The 21,920-nt window shown below is 39.4% G+C and carries 21 protein-coding genes and 1 pseudogene; 9 read left to right on the forward strand and 13 right to left on the reverse strand.

The window, feature by feature from the left end; translation table 11 throughout:
• The first annotated feature begins 265 nt into the window (after positions 1-265).
• Positions 266-1,582 (forward strand): anaerobic C4-dicarboxylate transporter, encoded by a 1,317-nt coding sequence (locus AAEZ00_RS02120; RefSeq protein WP_351078651.1) that lies wholly within the window; start codon positions 266-268, stop codon positions 1,580-1,582.
• Positions 1,583-1,970: 388 nt separating this feature from the next.
• Here AAEZ00_RS02120 and AAEZ00_RS02125 read toward each other — a convergent pair whose 3' ends face one another.
• The 7 genes from AAEZ00_RS02125 to AAEZ00_RS02155 all read right to left on the reverse strand — a co-directional run bounded on the left by AAEZ00_RS02125 (position 1,971) and on the right by AAEZ00_RS02155 (position 5,162).
• Positions 1,971-2,108 carry a hypothetical protein gene (locus AAEZ00_RS02125; RefSeq protein ID WP_351078648.1) on the reverse strand — a complete coding sequence of 46 codons (138 nt, stop codon included), beginning with the start codon at positions 2,106-2,108 and terminating at the stop codon, positions 1,971-1,973.
• Between the two features lie 10 nt (positions 2,109-2,118).
• Positions 2,119-2,253: a hypothetical protein gene (locus AAEZ00_RS02130; protein ID WP_351078645.1), complete on the reverse strand. Its 135-nt coding sequence runs from the start codon at positions 2,251-2,253 to the stop codon at positions 2,119-2,121.
• A 50-nt stretch (positions 2,254-2,303) separates the two neighbouring features.
• Positions 2,304-2,507, reverse strand: coding sequence for a hypothetical protein (locus AAEZ00_RS02135; RefSeq protein ID WP_351078642.1), 204 nt, complete (start codon positions 2,505-2,507; stop codon positions 2,304-2,306).
• A 69-nt stretch (positions 2,508-2,576) separates the two neighbouring features.
• The gene (locus AAEZ00_RS02140; protein ID WP_351088214.1) at positions 2,577-3,494 is read right to left on the reverse strand and encodes a viperin family antiviral radical SAM protein; all 918 of its coding nucleotides are present in this window, start codon (positions 3,492-3,494) and stop codon (positions 2,577-2,579) included.
• Positions 3,495-3,570: 76 nt separating this feature from the next.
• A complete protein-coding gene (locus tag AAEZ00_RS02145) occupies positions 3,571-4,239 on the reverse strand; it encodes a hypothetical protein (RefSeq protein WP_351088216.1) in 669 nt (222 codons plus the stop codon).
• On the reverse strand, positions 4,232-4,621 hold the full coding sequence (locus AAEZ00_RS02150; protein WP_351088218.1) for a hypothetical protein: 390 nt from the start codon (positions 4,619-4,621) through the stop codon (positions 4,232-4,234). Before AAEZ00_RS02150 ends, AAEZ00_RS02145 begins: the two co-directional genes overlap by 8 nt.
• Positions 4,611-5,162: a hypothetical protein gene (locus AAEZ00_RS02155; protein WP_351078630.1), complete on the reverse strand. Its 552-nt coding sequence runs from the start codon at positions 5,160-5,162 to the stop codon at positions 4,611-4,613. Before AAEZ00_RS02155 ends, AAEZ00_RS02150 begins: the two co-directional genes overlap by 11 nt.
• Positions 5,163-5,395: 233 nt before the next feature.
• Between AAEZ00_RS02155 and AAEZ00_RS02160 the strand changes: the two genes are divergently transcribed.
• From AAEZ00_RS02160 to AAEZ00_RS02180, 5 genes are all read left to right on the forward strand, one after another.
• Positions 5,396-5,608, forward strand: coding sequence for a hypothetical protein (locus tag AAEZ00_RS02160; protein ID WP_351088220.1), 213 nt, complete (start codon positions 5,396-5,398; stop codon positions 5,606-5,608).
• A gap of 128 nt (positions 5,609-5,736) precedes the next feature.
• Complete coding sequence (locus tag AAEZ00_RS02165) at positions 5,737-6,894, forward strand: DNA cytosine methyltransferase (RefSeq protein WP_351088222.1); 1,158 nt, start codon at positions 5,737-5,739, stop codon at positions 6,892-6,894.
• A gap of 76 nt (positions 6,895-6,970) precedes the next feature.
• Entirely contained in the window at positions 6,971-9,946 is a 2,976-nt protein-coding gene (locus tag AAEZ00_RS02170; RefSeq protein WP_351088225.1) for an ATP-binding protein, read from the forward strand.
• Positions 9,939-11,804, forward strand: a complete 1,866-nt coding sequence (locus AAEZ00_RS02175; RefSeq protein ID WP_351088227.1) for a response regulator receiver domain — start codon at positions 9,939-9,941, stop codon at positions 11,802-11,804. The genes AAEZ00_RS02170 and AAEZ00_RS02175 overlap by 8 nt, the downstream gene beginning before the upstream one ends.
• Positions 11,805-11,817: 13 nt before the next feature.
• Entirely contained in the window at positions 11,818-12,567 is a 750-nt protein-coding gene (locus AAEZ00_RS02180; protein ID WP_351088229.1) for a restriction endonuclease, read from the forward strand.
• A 5-nt stretch (positions 12,568-12,572) separates the two neighbouring features.
• On the opposite strand, the gene AAEZ00_RS02185 is transcribed toward AAEZ00_RS02180, so the two are convergent.
• Positions 12,573-13,871: a restriction endonuclease gene (locus AAEZ00_RS02185; RefSeq protein WP_351088231.1), complete on the reverse strand. Its 1,299-nt coding sequence runs from the start codon at positions 13,869-13,871 to the stop codon at positions 12,573-12,575.
• Positions 13,872-13,978: 107 nt separating this feature from the next.
• Here AAEZ00_RS02185 and AAEZ00_RS02190 point away from each other — a divergent pair, with 107 nt between their 5' ends.
• Positions 13,979-14,320 carry a hypothetical protein gene (locus AAEZ00_RS02190; protein WP_351088234.1) on the forward strand — a complete coding sequence of 114 codons (342 nt, stop codon included), beginning with the start codon at positions 13,979-13,981 and terminating at the stop codon, positions 14,318-14,320.
• Between the two features lie 8 nt (positions 14,321-14,328).
• Here the strand turns inward: AAEZ00_RS02190 and AAEZ00_RS02195 are convergent.
• The 3 genes and pseudogenes from AAEZ00_RS02195 to AAEZ00_RS02205 all read right to left on the reverse strand — a co-directional run.
• Positions 14,329-14,756, reverse strand: a pseudogene (locus AAEZ00_RS02195) (Fic family protein); the annotation flags it as partial.
• 20 nt (positions 14,757-14,776) lie between these two features.
• The gene (locus tag AAEZ00_RS02200; protein ID WP_351088236.1) at positions 14,777-16,027 is read right to left on the reverse strand and encodes a type II toxin-antitoxin system HipA family toxin; all 1,251 of its coding nucleotides are present in this window, start codon (positions 16,025-16,027) and stop codon (positions 14,777-14,779) included.
• Positions 16,024-16,329 carry a helix-turn-helix domain-containing protein gene (locus tag AAEZ00_RS02205; protein WP_351088238.1) on the reverse strand — a complete coding sequence of 102 codons (306 nt, stop codon included), beginning with the start codon at positions 16,327-16,329 and terminating at the stop codon, positions 16,024-16,026. The genes AAEZ00_RS02200 and AAEZ00_RS02205 overlap by 4 nt, the downstream gene beginning before the upstream one ends.
• Before the next feature lie 691 nt (positions 16,330-17,020).
• Between AAEZ00_RS02205 and AAEZ00_RS02210 the strand changes: the two genes are divergently transcribed.
• The gene (locus AAEZ00_RS02210; protein ID WP_502959313.1) at positions 17,021-17,758 is read left to right on the forward strand and encodes a sulfotransferase family protein; all 738 of its coding nucleotides are present in this window, start codon (positions 17,021-17,023) and stop codon (positions 17,756-17,758) included.
• A gap of 86 nt (positions 17,759-17,844) precedes the next feature.
• On the opposite strand, the gene AAEZ00_RS02215 is transcribed toward AAEZ00_RS02210, so the two are convergent.
• Positions 17,845-19,275, reverse strand: coding sequence for an MFS transporter (locus AAEZ00_RS02215; RefSeq protein WP_351078618.1), 1,431 nt, complete (start codon positions 19,273-19,275; stop codon positions 17,845-17,847).
• 431 nt (positions 19,276-19,706) lie between these two features.
• On the opposite strand from AAEZ00_RS02215, the gene AAEZ00_RS02220 reads away from it, so the two are divergent.
• Positions 19,707-20,594 carry a hypothetical protein gene (locus tag AAEZ00_RS02220; RefSeq protein ID WP_124012807.1) on the forward strand — a complete coding sequence of 296 codons (888 nt, stop codon included), beginning with the start codon at positions 19,707-19,709 and terminating at the stop codon, positions 20,592-20,594.
• A 195-nt stretch (positions 20,595-20,789) separates the two neighbouring features.
• On the opposite strand, the gene AAEZ00_RS02225 is transcribed toward AAEZ00_RS02220, so the two are convergent.
• Positions 20,790-21,779, reverse strand: a complete 990-nt coding sequence (locus AAEZ00_RS02225) for an AraC family transcriptional regulator (protein WP_350978380.1) — start codon at positions 21,777-21,779, stop codon at positions 20,790-20,792.
• Between the last annotated feature and the right edge of the window lie 141 nt (positions 21,780-21,920).

Below are 21,920 nucleotides of genomic sequence, written 5' to 3' on the forward strand. Positions count from 1 at the left end.
CTGTAGATTTTGATTCAATCTACACGTTCCACATTGCCGTTAGATAGTGACTTTCGAATAACGTAAACCGATTAAATGCACTGCTCAAGACCTACGCGGATCGAGTACAAATAAAAGTACCCTAAGGTTTGTCATATCGTTCACATTTATAACCTTTGCAATAACATACAACTCAATTACTTGAATTAAATCACTAACGGAAAAATACATTGTGATATACCTTCTCAAGGCTAACTAATGCCTAAATCCATTGGGAGAGAACACAATGTTTTATATACACATGCTGCTGTTATTGGCGGTGATATTTGTTGGTATACGCCACGGCGGTATTGCCTTTGGTTTACTTGGTGGATTAGGCGTTTCGGTACTCGCATTTGTCTTTGGCATTGCGCCAGGCACACCTCCGGTCAGCGTAATGTTAATTATTCTGGCGGTTGTAGCTGCCTCGGCGACATTAGAAGCCACCGGCGGTTTAAAGCTGTTGGTAACGTTTGCGGAAAAGCTGTTACGTAAACATCCTGAACATATCGTCTTTTTAGGCCCACTTTGTACTTATTCTTTAACAGTACTTGTTGGCACCGGCCATTCCGTTTATCCCCTTCTTCCTGTTATTTACGATGTGTCATACAAGAAAGGTATTCGACCTGAACGTCCATTAGCCATGGCAACCGTAGCTTCACAAATGGGTATTACTGCTAGCCCAATTGCAGCCGCAGCGGCTGTGGTGCTTGCCACTGCCGTTGATAATAATCTTGATATTAACTTAATTGATGTACTGATGGTGACCATTCCAGCTACCTTAACGGGTTTGCTATTGGCGTGTACTTGGAGTTTAAAGCGCGGTAAAGATTTAGATAAAGATGAACAGTTTCAGGCGCGCCTGACTGATGAAGAATTTCGTGAAGCATTAACAGATCCAACCACTGACGCAGAACAAACCCCACAAGCTAAGTCGACGGCAAAGAAAGGCTTAATCGTGTTCTTACTCGGTATTCTTGCCGTTATCATGGTGGCGATGTTTAGCAAGCAAGTGCTGCCAGATGGCGTAAAAATGTCGGTAGCCATTCAGTTTATGATGCTGTCCGTCGGTGGCTTGATATTACTGGCCACTAATATATCACCGAAAAAAATTGTCACCAGTAACGTGTTTACCGCCGGTATGACTGCAGTGATTATTATCTTCGGTATAGCCTGGATGAGTGACACCATCATCGAACACCATAAAACCTTTTTGGTGAGCGCGGTAAGCGACATTGTCAGTGTTTATCCATGGACATTTGCTATCGCCATGTTTGTGTCATCAATCTTCTTAAAAAGTCAGGCGGCAGTATTAACCATTATGTTGCCATTAGGGTTTTCATTAGGCATCCCAGCACCGGTATTAATTGGGGTACTGCCAGCGTGTTATGCCTACTTCTTCTTTCCGTTCTACCCAAGCGATTTAGCGGCGATTAGTTTTGATAGAACCGGTACCACTCATATTGGTAAATACGTACTCAACCATAGCTTTATTATTCCAGGCTTTATCGGTGTAGGTACTGCAACGGTTGTTGGTTACTTCCTATCGATGGCAATTAACTAATCTCAGCTTTGGTTTGAGCTTTGGTTTGAGCTTTGGTTTGAGCTTTGGCTTTAGCTTTGGCTTTAGCTTTGGAGAAAGTGATTCACTAGCATCAATAAAAATGGCAGCCAACATGGCTGCCATTTTTATTTTTAACCATTGAGAACCTAAACCCTCTAAGATCTAAAAAGCTAAATTATATAATGAGTTATCGACAGGTTTATTCGGTAATCCGCCCACCACATAGTCCTCTGCAACACGCCGTACACCCACCCATGGAGGCTTGACGAAAACATCCTGTTTTCAACAGCTGCCTATGCCTATATGGCAGGTTTCTGTAGTATTCATTTGTTTATAACAATGAGTAGTGCATTAACACTACTCATTGGTTCGCCATTACTTAAACAGACTAATCCTCCCCAACATAATCCTCATTATTTGGGTTATGGATATCAGCCCAATCATCCATATCCGCTTCATTATTCGGATTATTAATATCAGACCAATTGTCCAACTCTTCTTGCGACATTTCAGATGTATCTGGCATAAAAATTTCCTTATTTTTTGCCTTGATGGCGTGGGTTATTAGGGTTCAATTGCTGACTGCGATTATCCAACGCCTTTTGATAGGATTTGTTAGTTCCTGAAGAGCCTTTGTTTTCATTTGATTGATCTGCTTTATGGTTATTCATTTTTATATCCTTAAAAAGTAAGTTAATTTGATTACAGGAGGATTAGTTAGCTAATCCCCCTGTAATCGTCGTACATCACTTTTAAAGTTATTGAATGCCCTTACATCACTGGGGGTTCCAGGTACTGACAATTTACGCCCATTCGGAGCAATTAAGATAAGATGTCGCCCACGACGATACTCCTCCCATCCCTTACTTTTAATAATATGATAAACAAGGTTATTAATATTTTTATCACTGCTGTATTTTTTCATGGAGCATCCCTAAGTTTTAAAGACAGCAGCTGCATAGCTATTTCTGCAAGCTGCGTTTAAGCCGAATCTCTAAAAATTTTGGGAATACTCAAAACTAAGTGAAGGTTGGTAGCGATGAGAAAATGCTTCTGCATTAAAGCTTATCTGTTCAAATGCCGCTTTAACGCCAACAGCTAAAATGGGCTGGCTTTGGGTTAGCCCTGCACCATGGCTACTATTCTGATAAAAACAGCCATCTGGATTAATCATCAAATATGATTGCCACATCGCGTCGTTATCTTCCTCAACAATACAGTCCGACAATGACTGATGCCAAGTAACATAGGCCCGATATTGATAATCAGTAATCGTACAATTCTGATTATGCACAGGCAGGACTCTTAATAATTTCCACTTATCGGGTTTAATCTGTTGTACTGTATTTAATAGGTTTTCACGCCAGTTGAATGCATTAACAACAGTGTTGAGTTTAAGCTTACCTACTGGATTCAAAACCCGGTAAGTACGACAAATGTCGATCAGTTTATCGGGTGATAACCAAGATCCTTTTCTATCAATACGTCCCATGCTACTTGCAACGAGATAATCTCCTGTGTCAAAACTGATCCCCAACATATCTATTTTCGATGCAATGCGGGTTAACATCTGAACATTCAAAAAATGCCCATTAGTAATTATCGAAGTATTAAACCCTAGTGATTTAGCATAAATCAACGCATCGATAAATCGACTACCAAGCATAATAGGCTCACCACCAGCGAAATTAATTCGTACGGTGTGATAACCCATTCGATGTTTTAGAGGATTGTCATGAAGGAAATAAGCTGCCAAGTTATCGAGCAAGTGAATAACTTGGGTTGTATCGTGGTGTAATTCTGATGAGTGAACATGGTTATTCCATGTCGCATAGCAGTAGTCGCAACGGTAGTTGCACGCCTCGGTCATGTGAAAGTTAATCACGAGTTCTTGAACTTTACTTGTTAGCATTTTGAATCTCCGTTTGTTGATAACAAACTCAGATTCATTCAGTGCAATGCACTAACAAGACATTATTTTAAACTTTTTAAAAATTTTTCATTTGATCAAGCAAATCATCAAAACCTCTAGCCTCTTCCAATTGTGAAGCGATTGATTGTTTGAGTTCTTTCATACCCAAAACAGAGTCATCTATATGCTCACATAATTGTTGAGCATTATCCCAATCAGATTGAAGATAAGCCATCAATATTGTATCAGTAGAGGCTAACGTTGAAGATTGAACCAACAGCGCATTTAAAATGCCAGTATTATCATCCATAGCTACCTGTGGAAGCTTAGAAAATGGATTAGGGAGCTTAATTTCGTAAAGGCTTGCTGCTGACGACAAAGTATCAACTAAATCCTGTACTAGCTTATTTTGAAGTGCTATCCCCATAACACTATTCATCCCAGTTAAAAGAGCCTTAATCGTCTGGGAACACTCATCCCGATAAGCTCTATCATCAAAAATTTTTTTCACATCTTTGGGGTCAAGGTAAATAGCATTGATAATTAAGGCATTATGTAAAACTGTTAATTGATCGCGATCGGCTAAATAAACAGTCGCGCGTTGGACATGCTTTTCTTGAACAGTTTTAATCAAACCGTTGCGGACCAAAGAATTAGCTTTATTCTTAAGGAATGGGCTGTCTTTCGCTACTTTAATACCAAATAATTTATAGATAGCATCCGGTATTGTCATTCCACTATCCATCACAATAAACCCTTTCTAATAAAGCAGATGATGAGGTCGCTGGATCAATCGCATTAGCACCAAAAGAGATGTTTGCGATTGATTCAGCTATTGGATACCAGTTACTTCTCAGGTAACGACTGTAACCACAAGACAAATTCTGCCTTATGTATTGCTGCAAAACACCAATACAATACCCAGCTCTTAGAGCCTCTGATGAAGATGTTCTTACCGCGGCCAATAATGCTTTTTCATCACGGCTCTTGTAAACACTAACGGCTTCTTGGCAAGCTTGTACTAAAAACTCTGCATCATCACTAAAAGGTAACGGCTTAGCATGTGCTGGCACAAAAATGTTCGCACAGAGCATCAAACTAATTAATGTTATTTGTTTAAATACCATTAGGTTTTAGCTCCAGATCAGAATCATTATCAACTTCTTTAGGAGTCTCAACCTGAGAGTCTTTTTTGTCATCTGCAGTGTTTACACGTTTTGGCTTAGCAGTAGGTATTAGCCCGTATAGCATGATTATCAAGACTATTGAGTCAAAAAAGTTGACCTCATCTTTAAAGCGCTCAAAATAGGCAGTAGTAAGACTTCCCTGTTCGTCAAGAAGGATGTACATGAAGCTAGCTTCTATTAAATTCAAAAATAACAAGCCTAAAGTGAGAACAATACATAGTTTTTTTATTGCTGCCCAGTAACTAAACCCTGCGGTTTTAGATTTTTTGACGAAGCGCCAGATCATAATAAAAAAGAGAGCGATTAAGAACGTTTCCAAAAAATCGAGATCTGCAAACCCTTCTGAATACTCAAGGAAAGTAAGCGGAATTGAAATAATTGCGGTTATACCAAGTAGAGCAACCAAAACATAACCTATCTTGTAAATTAGCCATGCCACTACATTGGTAAAAAATAAATCTATTTTGCTTATAACTGTCATAAACCGTCCTTGGATACAATCTATATTATTGAAATTAATTACTTTATCATTTTATACCCGTCCTATAGCCCCGTCTACGTTTACATATAAATACAATCCAAATTAGTGAATTTCCACACATTGCTAACCAAAAATCAATCTGTAGTGGTCAACAATCAATGTGACTCATAGTCCGTGGACTCACAATTGAATAATGCCGACAATAAAACATGTATTTTATTGGAGATAACACCATGTGTGGTGATTCATATACCGAAATAATTGAAGAGACTATTGATGGTTTTGATATTTATATCGAACCCAATCCCGACCAATACCGTGGCGGCTATGCTTGGTCGGTTTCGAAGAATGATGACGAGTTAGAAACGGGGCTGGTTTTTACACTAGATGATGCAGTATCAGAAGCTCTTAAAATGATAACTGGCTTAAGTGCTTCTAGGTATTAATGCATGGCAAAAAAGTCCGCTTACTGAACAAAAAGAAAAACAACCACCAACTAACCATGAAAAACTAGCAGAATAACTCTTGCCATGTATAATTTGCGGTTCGAATTTTGTGTTTGGGCTAATGATTAATGAAAGCGATAGATCTCTTTGCTGGTGCTGGTGGCTTCTCTTTAGCCGCACATCAATGCGGTATTGATGTAGTAGCAGCCATAGAGTTAGATAAAGCCGCTTCCATTACTTATCAAGCCAATCTTATCGAACGTCTAGAAGCACCAACAAAACTCATTAATGGTGACATTAATGAAGTCGATCTTCCTACTCTGATGAAAGAGCTAAAACTTAAATCGGGCGATCTAGATTTATTACTTGGTGGTCCACCATGCCAAGGCTTCTCGACACATCGCATTAATAATGCAGGCATCGATGATCCTAGAAACCAGTTACTGTTAAAATATTTCGATTTTGTTGATGGATTAAAGCCTAAAGCTTTTCTCATTGAGAATGTGGCTGGGCTACTGTGGAAACGCCACGAAGACTACCTTAATCAACTTTTAATTCTGGCAGAACAACACGGATACACGATCCATTTTTGCGGAATACTAAACGCTAAAGACTACGGTGTGCCACAAAACCGTAAGCGGGTATTCATTTTTGGTACACGTAAAGATTTCAATATTGAAAACCCAGAGTTTCCACCTGTTACCACTCATTTTTCACCTTCATCTAAAAATGAACCAAAATGGAAAACAGCTTCAAGTGTGTTTGAAAAGCTTACTCCAGAATTAGTAGAGCTCTATATCGAAGAGTATTTTCGCCCAAAAACCAAAATATCTGATGAAAACGCAAGATTACTCTTAATGTCACTAGAACACGGTGAACCTGTTAACCCTGCTGATGTGTGTAACATCAATATGCAGCCAACTCCTGCAATGGTCACACGATTCGAAAACACGCCACTTAATGGCGGACGAGTCGATTCCGGCCACACTCTGAAATGTCACTCAAATGGATATGAAGGCCATAAAGATGTATACGGCAGAATAATGATCCACATACCGGGTAATACTATTACTACAGGTTGCAACAACCCTTCGAAAGGCCGTTTTGTTCACCCATGGAAGAACCATGGCATGACACTTCGCCATACCGCACGATTCCAAACCTTTCCTGACAGCTTTAATTTTATAGGTACTTCGACTCAACAAGGCAAACAGATAGGCAATGCCGTACCAGTCAAATTAGGTAAAGAATTAATCAATTCTATAAAGACAATTATCACATCATAGTCTAATAGACTATTTATTCTGACGAGAAAAAAGCATATTATCCTGACTAATAAGGAATTTTAGTTAGGGAAGCCAAATGCTCACGTCAGTATCATTTCAAACTCGAGCCCGCACAATTGATCACCTAGGTCGCGAACAAATAGCTGATTGCCCAACAGCAATTTCTGAGCTTTGGAAAAATGCTTATGATGCTTATGCCCGTAATGTCGAGCTACATATTTTCGACGGTGAAATTGAAGTCGCAGCTTTGATTGATGATGGCCATGGTATGAGTCGTCTGGAGTTTGAAGAGAAATGGCTCACCATTGGAACTGAGTCAAAAACCTCTGGCTTTGAAATCAATGATAATGATCGTGATGGATTAAAATATCGTGCAAAGCAGGGGCAAAAAGGCATAGGTAGACTATCAAGTGCTGCGCTAGGCTCACTTCTGCTAATTATTTCTAAACGTAAAGATAATAACTATGTTGCCGCACTTATCGATTGGCGACTATTTGAAAACCCTTTTATGTTTCTTCAAGATATCCGAATTCCAATTGTTGATTTTGAATCTTGCCATGAACTAACCGATGTTCTGCCAAATTTATTTGATCAGATGATGGGTAATGTATGGGGAGGTGGTGATGGTGATGATGAAGGAAGAGATTCCCGCCTGACGAAGGCTTGGCAAATGTTTAGTGAACAAGAAGAGCAAGAAGGGAAAGAAAAGCTAACAAAAGATGAAATCGTAAACACCTTGATTAGTGATGCTTTTGGCGAAAGGCACTTTGATAAATGGCCTTTATGGCAACAAAACGTAGGTCAAGGTACAGCTATGTTTATATCTAATATAAATGATGATTTACGACATCAATTATCAAAAAAACCGATACAAGATGCCGATGGACCTGAAACAGTTGCTAGAGAACGATTTTTCCAAACACTTTCTAATTTTACCGATCCTTTTTCCGCAGCAAATGAGCCGCAAGCAGCAAACTTTTGTAATTCTGTCACTGTATGGCATGGACCATTTTCGCGAGTATTAATTGACGATGTACGTGAATTTGATTTAAAAAACCTTGAAGGTTTAGAGCATATTATTGAAGGAGAAGTTGATAGTGATGGTTACTTTAATGGAAAAGTTAAAGCCTTCGGTGTATGGCATGAGGATTACACAGTAAAACCTAAAGTCTCGTACAAAACACGTAAAGATAGTGCATTTGGCTCCTTTCATATTAGATTAGGTACTTTTGAACTACAGGTGGGAAGCACTTCTCTATCGGATGTTATGCATTCCGCTTTTGTACAACAAGCCGAAAAATATGCTGGTTTTAGGGTGTATAGAGATGGCCTACGTGTAATGCCTTACGGTCGTGTTGATAGTGATTATTTTGAAGTAGAGTATCGTCGCTCAAAGCATGCTGGTCGGTACTTTTGGGCAAATCGTCGTATGTTTGGCCGAATTGCAATTACTCGAGAGGATAATCCAAATCTAAAAGATAAAGCGGGTCGGGAAGGTTTTATAGAAAATCGAGCTTCAAAATTATTCCGAGAAATAGTCGAGAATATTTTACAAGATGTAGCAGATCGTTATTTAGGAACTAAATCGGAAAATAGAAAAGAAAACATAACGGATATTAAAGAGAAAAAAGACCAGTTAAAAGCTGAAGAAGATCGTAAAAAACTGCAAGCCGAAGAGCGTAAAAGAATACGCAATTCGATTAAAAATAATATTGACTCATTAGAAAGTCACACTCGTGAATTGGAGGGAATACGCGCCACATTCATTAGTAGGATAGAGTTAAATGATCTAAAAGAGTTACAAGAACTTAAAAAGCAAGTTGATGCCTTTGTTGATAAAACGAGGAGATACTCTTTAAGCCCTATACCTGCCAATCTGGGCCGACTTGAAGATGACTATCGTGCTTATAGAAAGCAAGAGCTTTTAGCTAAAGATTACGTAAATGAACTCAGTATTTTAGTTAATAAAGCCATTTCAGACTCCAGTGAAAAGTCTTTAGTTGAAAAAGCTGAAGAAGTGTATCGCAGTAAATTAGCTAGCTTAAATTCAGGTATTACACAATATGCCCGTGACGGTAAAGAAATGCTGGCAAAACAACATGAAGAATTTAACGAGTTAGTAAAACAATGTCGTGATCAATATAAACTAGCAACTCAAGAATACCTTGAAGATCTAAAATTAGAGCGAATTAGCCTTAACGACGTATTGAACAAGCTTGATGAAGAACAAGAAAAATTAGAAATTGAAAATAAACAAAAGCTATCGCCTTACGTTACTGCACTTTCACGTATTAATGAGCAGATTGATCTCGAAGGTCTGGCTATACATAGCATGAATGAAACGATTAAGTATCGAGAAGAAATAAATCGATTACATGCTTTGGCACAATTAGGAATAACAGTAGAAATTATAGGCCATGAAATCGAAGGTTTAGATATGACAATTACTCGCGGCCTTAAAACTATAGCTAATGGTGTACTCAGTCCAAGCCAAGAGCAAGCTTACCAAAATGTACTTGGTGCTCAGCAATCACTTAGTGATAAATGGAGATTTTTATCACCACTTAAGCTTTCTGGTGAAAAGGTTAATCGTAAGATAACGGGTCAGGATATCTACCAATATATTTTGAAGTATTTCTCTCAATTATTCAGCGGTTTAAATGTAACTTTTACTGCGACTAATGCATTTTTAAAAATGTCAATTGTCGAACAATCTTCTAGGATTTACCCTGTGTTTGTGAATATTGTAAACAATGCGCAATATTGGGTACAGAAAAATGAATCTAATCAAAAATTAATCACTCTCGATCTAAAAAATCAATACGTAATAGTTGCCGATACGGGTCCTGGAGTTGACAGGGATGATTTAGAACAATTATTTACTTTATTTTTCACCCGAAAACAACGTGGAGGAAGAGGTATTGGCCTGTATTTATGCCGACAAAACTTAATGGCAGGTGGTCACAAAATTCGCTACGAAACTCAGGATGAGAATAAGATATTACCAGGTGCTAATTTTGTAATTGAATTTAAAGGACTAAGACATGACTAATTCAGCTACAGCCGAAGAATCATACTCGGACTTAATTATAGAGGCTTTTGTCAATCCGATACGAAGTGTAGCGATTATCGACGATGAGTATCCAACTCTAAATAGCTTTTTGAATGTAGAGCTTAACAAAAGTAGAAACTTTGGCGTTTGGGCTAGAGCAGAAGAGCCTGAAGAAAAACAATTAAAAATTGAAAATATTGAACGGCTTAATGCTATTACTCAGATGTGCCAGCAAAAACATAAATGGAGTATAAGTATTTATGATGGTAAAACTCCTGGATTTGGATTTGATCAGCAAGCACATGAGGAGAATCTTAATCATAATGATCTATTAATTTTAGATTACCATTTAGATGGTGATACAGCTGATACAGGCGGCATTAGGGCAAGAAACATACTAAATAGTTTGTCTCAAAATAATCATTTCAATTTAGTGATTGTTCATACTAAAGGTGATGGACATAGCATCGAAAGTGTATTCGATGATATTTTGAAAGATTTTTTAAAAATTGAAAAGCATGAATTTGATATTGATGAAAAAACTAACAATATAATTGAAGAATGGCTAGATGAAAACGACCCCGACGGTTCTGATATTACCGCAGTGAATGATTCATTAGATATAAAAGACCTCATCAAAATTCTAACTTGTAAGGCATTAAAAACCAATATTCGCAATCCTCAGCATCCTTTTCATTACGCACAAGATGATGTTAGAACGTTAGAAAATGGAACTGGTTTATCAAAATCTGAAGTAGTAAGTTGGTTAGTGCTCAAAGAGCTAGCAAAACATCAGGAGCTTCAGAGTGGTCATTCAAACTCCCATTTAGATTGGGGCTATGAAGCCGATGGTAATTTTATTGCGACTGGCCGTGTGTTTATTACGGTTGTGAAGAAAGAAAAAAGTGAAGCCGCTGAATTGCTTTACGATAAACTTTGCCTTGCACTAACGAAGCAAAGTGCAACACCAATGTATCTATTAATGGCAAAAATGCGCTATGAATTAGACGAAAGAGGCTTGGCTCAAGCTAGCGATATTATCAATAACCGCTATGCACAAGCTGGTTGGTTGTTTAACCTTTTAGATAAATCAGACAACGATCCGACACAACATGAAAAAGCAATAGATCTCCACTGGGAGCAGTTATCGACCTCATCAAAAAGAGAACTAGTCAATTTTTCTAAAAGAATGATCGACAGTTTAAAAACTACAAACCCCGATAAAAGAGATATTGTTAAAAGCTTCTTTCGCGAGTGTGTTGGAAACAAAGACCTAGCGCTTGGAAATTTAAATGCTTACTCATGCTCGAGATCTGTTTCAAATTATCACTTAACCACTGGCACTATTTTAGAAACAGAAAATAATGAACTTTGGCTTTGTCTTTCACCAGCCTGTGATCTAGTTCCCAAGCAACGACAAAATGATTGGGAAGATAGAATTGGCCTTAACTATATAGCTTTCAAAGCAGTTAAGCTCCATAACGATAATTCTCAAATTTCTACGGCCAATAATAAAGCCAATGATAATGAATATATTTTTTTAAATATTAATGGGACGCTTAATCACTATAAGTTTTCAGATGGCAACCCACTATGGGAAACATTTTATGCTAATGATTTAGGTATATTCAACTCTGATGGCATAGTTAAAGAAATAAATGTTAATTGTTTACGCATTGAGAATTTTGATGAAGGTGCAGGCGATAACACTATCGTTCAAATCCCTGCTTTAGTAATCGTTAATTTGAAAATGAAAGCAATTGCTGAATTACGCTATGAGTACGCTTTAAACTTTCTTCATAAGTTTGGTTCTAATCAAACTCGAGTTGGGTTAGGTTTTGCAGATAAGTTATGGTAATAAGTACTCTCATATGACATCAGGATATCCCAACTGGGAAAAATATGAGCGCTTGATTGCTCAAATGATGCGAGATCAGTTAGACACTAATTTCACAGTTACACCTAATGCTAAAATTAAAGGTATTTTAAGCAATCAAAATCGTCAAATTGATGTGTTGATTGATTCTCGTCATGATACAGATAACTCAACTAGACTAATTGTCGACGCAAAAATACGGAAAAGGAAAATAAACCTTTTAGATATTGAGTCGTTTATTGGTTTAATGAGTGATGTTCAAGCGACACATGGTTATTTAGTCTCGACAAATGGGTTTACAAAGTCAGCAATCATAAGGGCACAGGCAGCAATCACGCTAAGGATTCTTCCGCTTGAACATCTGGAAAACTTCGAACCATCGGATTGGCCTGATTGCACAGTAAAAAGCTGTAAAAATGGAAAGGTGTTTTGGGATGGCTATCCAACTATAGATTTATATGTTCAGCCACTGGGTACTATTAATCATGAAATATCAAAGTTAACAATTGTGCATTATGTAGGAAAATGTGATAAATGCAGATGCTTTTATATAAAATGCACTAATTGCAAAACAATTTTAATGATTCCACACTCAGATAACAAAGACTATGGCCATCAATGCACCTGCAAACCAAGTTGGTTTTGGCTAGGGAGTATTGAAAGCGATTCTTCTGGAAAGAAATCAGCTGAATTACATTTAATAACCTCTAATGAAGTTATGACAGTAAGCCGCAGATCATTCTAAAAAATCTATAGGTTTAAAATCTCTTCAGCTTGCCTTTGCTTTAATCGCGACGGATACATTGTATCCATCGCGATTAGAAACTCGTGTACATTCGAATAAACTTCACTTTCATACACAATCTTGGCGACTTCTTCGGCAACCCTTAGCCCATGGATCAATATTATGGGGTATTTATCTTCGATCACTTCTCTTTGAACTGAGTCTGAGAAATAGCTGGTTGTCACATACACACCTAACCAACCACGCTTTAACCGAGCAACGGTTCGGGCAATATGATTGCCGCCTGTTGGAGTATTCAATGATTCACACTTAGCTTGGCCTAATACAATCAGTTCGACCTTAGAAAAACCGCTGCCAAGAGTTACCTTACCGATAAAATCAGCACCACCGTCACCAGAGCCTTGAGTGACCCAACCTTTTTGATAGATACCATATTCTCTATCTATAACACGCTCTGCAATAACCTCAGCTAGCGCTTCAAAACTATGTTTCTTGTCTGCATAAAAAACATAAATTTCATTCAATATTCTGTCAGTTTCACTGCCTGATATTGGCTTTTGATTCACGGCTTTTTCAAGACGTAATTTTGAAACTCGCCGACGTAACTTATTAAGTGAATTGCTACCCTCTTTAAGCCATTGTCGCCAACTCTTCGGTGCAGTTTGATTCGTCAGATCTAAAGAAAATGCTTTTTTTCGCCGACTGTTAATCCAACCCCATTCAAACTTTTCATGTTCGAGGGCTATACAAAACACAGTAAAATCGAAAGCATAGTTGGTAAACGTACGCCCCAGTTTGTTATCCCATTGGGTGACTAACTCAACACTATTAATAACACCTAAGCCTTGAAATTGAGGAAAGCCTTTCGCTTTGCTTTTAATAACCACACGCTTAAAAAATAAAATTGGCGGTGTCAAAGAACGCTCTTGTGGACAATGTGAATGTGCTAAGCGAAATGCTTCAAGTAATGCTTTATTACCTGGAGCGGTAGCAGGATCTCTCCCGGGTTCCTTGTTATCACCAAAGTAGCGAATATGGCCATTATCAGCGTCATAGAAATCTTCCCACGGCGTTTCTGTTGAACCCTTCTTGTTTGGACTGCTTGAAATGAGTATTGCGGGACGAACAAGCTCACCAGAGCTAGTTTTAATTTTTGCAGAAGCGTTAATACCTTTCTCTAACTGCAGGTTTTTAGCATCCAGTGATTTAGTCAGAAAATGAAAGTTTAGGTAACCATCTTCATAAATTCTTTCAGCACAAGCAGGCTTTTTATATCTGAGTACATCACCAATCTGAATTTCCATATCCGCCTACTGACAACAAAGCTTTATGAGTAATAATACTACAGTGACCAACAAACAACACAATGTTATTGTTAGATTTTATTGATTTCTATCAAGTTGAGGTAAACATGACAAATAGAGAAACACTAGATTTTGCAAATAGGGATTTCAATGCAGATTTTACAACCTCAAATACTCACTTTTTCAATGTAAATACAGCTAAGCCAATCTGGTGGATAGAAATACCAATCAGTAAAATAAAATCACCTAGTTTGCCTTATATTCATTTGCTTCTAAAAAGTGATAACAACTTAAATTGGTTAAAAGTAGATAAACTGTATCTTGTCGATAATTTGAAAGGCTTTAAGATTAGACAAAACAAAGATGTGATTTGTTTAGAAATTGATTCGCATACATTTCAAAATATGGTTGGCTCCAGCAAAACTTCATTCAAACAGTTTTTAACCTAATACAAAAATCACAACGCCAACACATACCTCGTGCTTCGACCACCCGCACCAGTTTTGACCAAACATTGCGGTTCAACAAGCAAGGCCAAATGACGGGTGGCGGTGGCGCGCTGACTTTAGCGACTTTTTGATACTGGCTACTGCTGATCCCATCATTAAAGTCACCATCTAACAGCCTATTAAGCACTTTTACTTGTTCTGTTGTTAATGCTGGAGTGAGTAAGCGTTGGTCCACTCGACGCCAAAATTGGGTTTTAGCAGTGGTTTGCTCAATGCTATTGAGTGTGTGTTGAATAGCGTCATTTAAGGTGTCTAAAAACCACAGCAGCCAAGGTGTGATATCTAATGCACCTTGTTGGGTAGACTCTACTATTGCGTAATAGGCTTTGCGTCGCTCAAGTATGCTGACTGACATAGCGTAAAAATGAATAGAACGATATTTTCCTCAAAAGCTTATCAAACATTAAAGGCTTCTTGCTTCATGGTTTGTTCTGCCCGACTGATCCCTAAACGCTGGGCAACTTGCTGCCACTGCTTCACTGCATTTAAAACCTCATCGTAAATTTGTGTTGCTTCGATTTGAGTTAGCCTAAAAAAATCGATTACATCAAATGCAAGCTGATAGTCCAACGCATTGTCTGATTCTGTAATGTTCAGGTGAAGTCCTTGTTTACCCACTATGGGGTTTAAATCGTAAGCGGGTGATAGCTTCCACCCCTTGCCTGTTAATAGAAAACCATGATTGCGAAGGTGATCGTCTGTATTAGACACTGCAATATTAAACACTATCCGACGCCATAATTGGGCAAGATCGGCTTTCGTTTGTGATCCCTGGTTAGAAAGAAACTCGGCTATTTCAAGATAACTGGCACCGTGCGAATGCTCACCATCATAATACTGAAGTTGAGTCATTGCTGATGAAAAATGCAGACGTTTACTACCAATCCGATCAAAACGTTTGGTCAAAAAGGTATGGTGCTGCGTCGAAAATTTTCGGATCTCACTAGGGCACATTTCAACGCTGGCCGCTAACGCAAGTTCGTAGCACACCATCTCCCATGCGCCTACATCACAGGTATCATTTAAATTTGGAAATTTGGCAATCCACAGGTGATTTCTCTCGTCAGTGACGCAGGCCTTTGGCCTTGCTCCACCCAAAGAAGAGCCCGGAGAAATAAGCATTTTCAGCCAGTGATAATATTCGTCACTTTCTATATTGTCGTCTTTTTCGATTTGAATGGCGGCATGCTCTAACTCACGTAACGATGCCATTGGTGGCGCGGTAAAATCGGTGTTGTTATCCAAAAAATTATGGGAGCCTGATTTTTTAAAGCGAATACCACCCATTCGGTAGGAGTCATGCACACCGAGTAAATAATCCAGTTCAGTTAAACGATTGCTCGGTCTAATACGTTTACGACATTCAATAGCCGCTCTCCGCTGCATAAGAATACGACCCCAGCGATCTGGGGCTGAATCTACAAAGGCGCGAAAGTTTTTATCGGCGTCATCATTGTATAACTCACCTGAATGCAGGGTAAGCAAGGGGTCAATTTGCAAACAGTATGGTGATGTTAAAAAGGCTTTATCGTAGGCAAAGCTAAAGACACCGCCTCGGCTTGAATCACTATATGCCAGCTGACCAATTAATATCGGCTTCTCGATTGGATACCAATCAGCATATACTTCTACCAATTCTCGGCTCATGCTGAACCTTCCAGTAGTTTAATGTTTTGCAGCTTAATGCCTAATTCGTCATGCGCAGCCAGTTCAGAAAAATTGTTTTCCATGCCCAGCACAGCCATAATTTTCAAATAGGTTCCTATAGCCACGCCCGGATCACCAGCAAACACTTTGTTCACGGTTTTATGGTCAAACCCGGTTCGCTCGCAGAGCGTTTTTTTTTTCAATCCACGTCGCTTCATCGCTAGCAGCAAATCCTCACCAAAAAGAGTGAGAATTTTTCGCTGCTTTGGAAACAGCACACTATGTAAGTCTCGCCTTGCCATACAACCACCCAGAATAGGACTATGTTCCCATTTTCAAACATATAGTGGGAATATAGTCCTACATTTATTAATTAGCAAATCGAAGATCGAAAAATAGGACAATATTCCCATTTTTAATAAAATAATGGGAATACAGTCCAACTCGCTATGTTGAGGTATACGCTAACGGATCATTGTTTGGCTTCAGGTTCTATCGTCACATAAGACTAGATACTATAGAGTCTATTTTCAGCAAAAATAAGAATTTCGGATTCTATAATATCAATTAGCTTAAGATTTTCCTTTCACTCAGAGTTAAGCTGTGAACCAGATAACTTGAGCCGATGATTCAAACTCTGCTCAATAATCCCTTTAAAATCGACTATTCTCTCCCCTAACAGCAACACACTTTTCAGACTTTTTTCAGGAAGAACAACACTATGTCCCAATGCCCACAACTAAAATGTAGTCAATGCCAAAGACTAGTGGTGGGCAAACAGATTTTTATAGTTACTTCTTCGTTAACTGACTGAGTAGATATGGCGATTTGGGCAAATAGCAAGTTATTCGCCTCACCAAATGAGGCGAATAGGATGGCTAATTGCCTCATGATTCTCATTAGCCAGCTCAATAACACCTTGGCTGGCATTTCGGTATAATCATTTACTGTCTCTATACCTTCAATTTCTATAACCCAATGCGACTGTAATTAATGACATCCAAGCCGACTGAAATATTAACATCACCACAAGCCGCTATGCCTAAACCGACTTTGGCAAATAAGCTGCCCCATAAAGTGTTTATTATCGGCTTGCCGCGAACGGGTACTACCAGCGTGAGTGTAGCCTTGCTTGAGAAAGGGTTAACGGTGGCCCACCAAGCCTTTACTAAGCAGGCGTTTATGTTGGCCGATGCGGTGTCGGATGCGCCGTGCTTTAGTGATTATCAGCAGCTTGATGTGTTATTCCCCAAGGCAAAGTTTGTTTATTTAGATAGGCCGGTAGATAAGTGGCTGCCGTCGATGCAAATGTTACTCAGCAGAATGTTAGTGCATTTAGATAAACACCATGGCCGCTTTCATCCGCTGATGAAGCGCAGTTTTAAGCATTGTTTTGATATAGGGCAGGTTGACGATGCACTTGATGAAGCCCATTTAACAGCCTGTTATCAACGCCACCAGCAACAAGTGTTCAGTTATTTTGCTGGTCGCGATGACTTTTTATCCATTGATATTAGTGTTGCAGGCAGCTTTGCCGCGCTATTGCAGTTTATCGGCTTGCCTCAGCCAAATGAGGTTGAATTTCCGCTACTTCAATTTCCACAACTGAATTTTCCGCAGCTAAATATGGGCCGTAATGTGGCCAGCTGGGATGAATATAAACACCCCAACAAGATTAGCGCCAATGCCTCAGGGCCCGATAAACGCAAGTTTTTTGATTACCAACTGTAACGATCTCAATTTGGAATGAGCGAGTGAATGCAGCACTCGTCGCGCGACAACCGCGGCTTGATAACCGTTGATATGTCACATTGAAGTTACTTATCTTTATCGCGCTTTTTCTTAGCGACGGTTAACCAATCTAAACTGACACCCGATATGGCATTAAAACCACGGATCCGGAAAATAAGTGTCAGTAATTGCGGCCTTGGGCGCGCTTTGGGTTCAACTAAGCGCGGAATAAACCACAATGCCACCAGCGATCGCATGGTGGTCGATACCATAAACACCAAAAATATTGGGTTGGATAACCAAGCGTTTAAACCTGTCCAGATTAAAAACGCTGCTGCATACGAGGCAATTATTCCTCCCACCATCGCGCCAACAAACACAAAACTCGCACTCAATGCAGCCTGTAATGCGGCATAAATAGCAAAGTCACTGCGAAAGGGTCGAATATCGTAAAGGTAATTGGCGGTACTTAAGGTAAAGCCGCTCCAACCAAAACCGGCAAAAGCTTGAATGGCGAGAATGTATAAATAATTATCTGAGAATAACCATAATAATGGCAAACTTGGAATTAAACAGCTGGTGATGATCATCACTAACCTATTACCGTATAGATCGCTAAATCGGCCCCAAAATCGCAAAGTAATAAACTGAGTAACAATAGAAGCCACGCTAGAAAGGACAAATTCAAAATAGCTAAAATGCAGATTTTCAAGCATGTATACCGCAAAAAATGGTGCCGAAATGGCGACCATGCACTGCATACTAGCAACAAATAAGCTGTAATGGCGGAAGGTTTTATCTTTCCAAGCTTCGCGGAAATTACCAAATGTTTGTTTAAACACCCCAGGTGCTTTCGCCACTCTCGGTTCAGGGTCGTGCATTTGCAACAATAACCAAGCCGATACAAACCGGCCCATTGCCGCAATCGAAAACAGTAAACTAAAACCCAACCACGCCATTTGCACTGAGTCGGTTAGCGTTAATATGCCACCGCCGACAAAGAACACACTCAGCGAGGCCATCATGGTTAAACGGGTGCGTGAAGCAAAAAAGGCGCCACGACGACGCTGCGGTACTATCATGCCCATCCATGCACGCCAATGTGGCTGAATGAGATTGATAAACCCTTGATATAGCGCCGCCAAACCAATAAATATCCACACAGCATTATCTGGCCTAAACGCCGCTAGCGCGCCCATTGCCAATACAACAACAGCCTGCAATACCGCACATGCAACAATGAACTGCCGACGGCTAAAATGACTCGCCAACCAAACAGATAACAGTTGTGCCATAGCACCAAACAGCTGAGGTAAGCCTGTTACCCAGCCCATCTGACCAAGGCTTGCTCCTAAAAAGATCGCATAGGCATTAAAAAAATTATCACTGGTGGCGGTCATGGTAGACGACGCCACCGCCTCTTGTTGGCTACGTCGCAGGGTACATCTAAGCCACGACAGTCTATCGCGACTGCGTGAACAAAGGTTATTGATGTCTGATGAATGCGCTGCAGCCATAAAATATTTTAATGCATGTTTTTGATAAATTATTGATTAAAATTATGACTGATAAATGTTTAGCTCACAATCTATAACGATTACATAATCACCTATTGTTATTGTAAGATTAAGTAACCACCTTAATGTGGTAATTATTACGATTAACAAGCTATAACCTAATGGCTTAGCCAACAATAAGTGATATCGAAATGAATAATCACCTTGACTAAAATGAAACAAAAAAACTACATTAGTAAAACAAGATGAGTGCTATGGAAAGTGCTTCACCAACTAACATAATATTGTTAAGGCCTATTCACATAGGCAATGTTGGCCCTTCTGCTTTCTGCAACCCATTGGTAAAACTCAATCTAGGTAAATACGTCGCACGCTTTGTCTTTTAGAGTGTGTTTATTCATGTTGTCACCTTAATATAAAAGTAAAAAAATATGAAATTACCCTTAATTATCAGTTGTTTTGTTTTAGTAGGATGCCAGTCGACGCCTTACGCCATGATTGATGGTAGTCAAAGTAAGATATCAGATGCTGACAATTATAATGTTGAGATTATCGCCATTGATGGTGCTTTTCAAAGCGGTAAGCTGACAAAAAATATTAAACCGGGATATCACACTGTACACCTAAGCACCACAGGACCACTACGCAGCAAAAAAGCCTCTTCGACATTAGTTTATCCGCTATTAGCCAAAGAGTGCATGCGTTACGTCGTATCCGCACAGCATGGACCTAGCAATAAAGATGACTGGGAAATAAAAGTATTAGATGAAAGGCTTATTCCGGCGTGCACGCCGTCTCCAGCAGAACCTGAAGTCGCGGTGGTGATCCCTGATTACGCTAAACCACCTAGTGAAGTAAACTGCTTAATGCCTAGCCAATTGAATAATCACACAACACCTGTTGTGCTGTTTCATTCTGTTGCTGCTTGTATACAATCACAAGACTATAACGCGGCAATTAACGGCTATTTTTTAGCCGGCGCATATGTGTATTTTGATACTCTACGGGTCACCCACAAGCCATCACACGCAGTGGTAGAGTTAATTAAAAAAAACTCTATTTGGAAGCTATCAGCTCTTGAACAACAACATTTTGAGCAAAAGCTTGCGGAGTTTCTTGCGTCAGAACAAAAAAAAACAGCTTGTGAATGGGTCGCCACGGTGGCTGAACCAGATTACTCACCTGATTATATGCTACAACATTTACCCAAAGCAGGTGCCACTTCAAATAGCGCAACAGATCTATCGGTAGACATAAAAGCCACCTTATTTAACGCAACACTAAAAGACTATCTTGGGTGCCCGTCACCAAAAGCATAATGCTGTTGTAACGTGGTCAATGGTAAAAAGCTCTGGCGACATTAACCGACAGGGCTTTTTTACTGCAGTGATTTTGGTTAAATCAAAACGACACAATAAAAATAAACTAGGCCGTACGGCCTTCATCCGCATCAAAGCGCCTACCCATAACGATATGATCTACATGATGCAATAACTTAACTGGCGTTTTGTCATTTAACTATTTGTCAGCATTTTTTGTTGTTTGGCTCGCCATTCGCCAGCAGTCAGGCCAACATAACGTTTAAAGGCTTTTTGAAAGGCCGATTCTGAACTATAACCCACGTGCTCAGCAACGCACACAATACTCATGCCATCAGATAATAGCTTTGAAGCCAGTTGCATTCTCCAGCGATTGATATATTGCATCGGTGGTTGTCCAACATAATGATTAAATCGCTCCGCCAGTGATGAGCGGGACATGCCACACTCAATAGCGAGTATTGCTAGGTTCCATTTTTTAAACGGCTCTTGATGGATCAATATCAGCGCCCGGCTTATGTGCTCATCTTTCATGGCCGCGAGCCAACTTTGGCCCTGCGTGTCCGCAAGATTTTCCATGTGTTGCCTTAAGGCCTGAGTAAAAATTAATTCACTTAACTTAGTGACAATATTGCGCGCCCCCTCACTGGACTTGCGCATTTCACTTAAGGTAGAAACGAGTAATTGCTTCATCACCCCCTCACTACCCACATGCTCTTTGACCACCAGCATGTCTGGTAAGGTCTTTAACAGCGGATTTAAGGGCTGGGCATTAAAACCGATATAGCCGCAAATAAGTTTTGAGCGCTCACCTTCTTCACCAATTTTTACTAATGTAAACGGTTGTTTTTTTGCAGCAGTTTGTTGATAAAAACGGGCATCCGCTGCTATTCCCTGCCAATTATTGATGTTGGATGTCAAGGAATGGCTTGAACCCTTAGGAAACATAACGACGTCGCCAGATTCAAGTCTTGATGGTGCCATCAGCTTATTGTCAGATTTTACCCAGCCGTTGCCGTCCAACATAATATGAAAAGGAATAACATGTTCTACTTCGGTCAACATAAAAGAACCAATTAAATTCATCGTTGGATTAACTAATACCCATGGCTCTGCCGCTTCCACTTCAAAATAGAGCGCACCTTTTATATGTATGGTATCGAGTACTTTTGACAATATATCCATATCAATCATCCTTTAATTTATGCAAAAGCTAGCTTTGCACAATTCTTGTTTGTTCAATTTGGTTTTATTGAGAGCTTCATTACTCAATTTTTTTACTCGCGTTCAAAGTTTAGGTTAATAAATGGACGATTGGACATTAAT

This window comes from Shewanella sp. S1-49-MNA-CIBAN-0167 (assembly GCF_040310145.1).
GTDB classification, from domain to species: domain Bacteria; phylum Pseudomonadota; class Gammaproteobacteria; order Enterobacterales; family Shewanellaceae; genus Shewanella; species Shewanella psychromarinicola.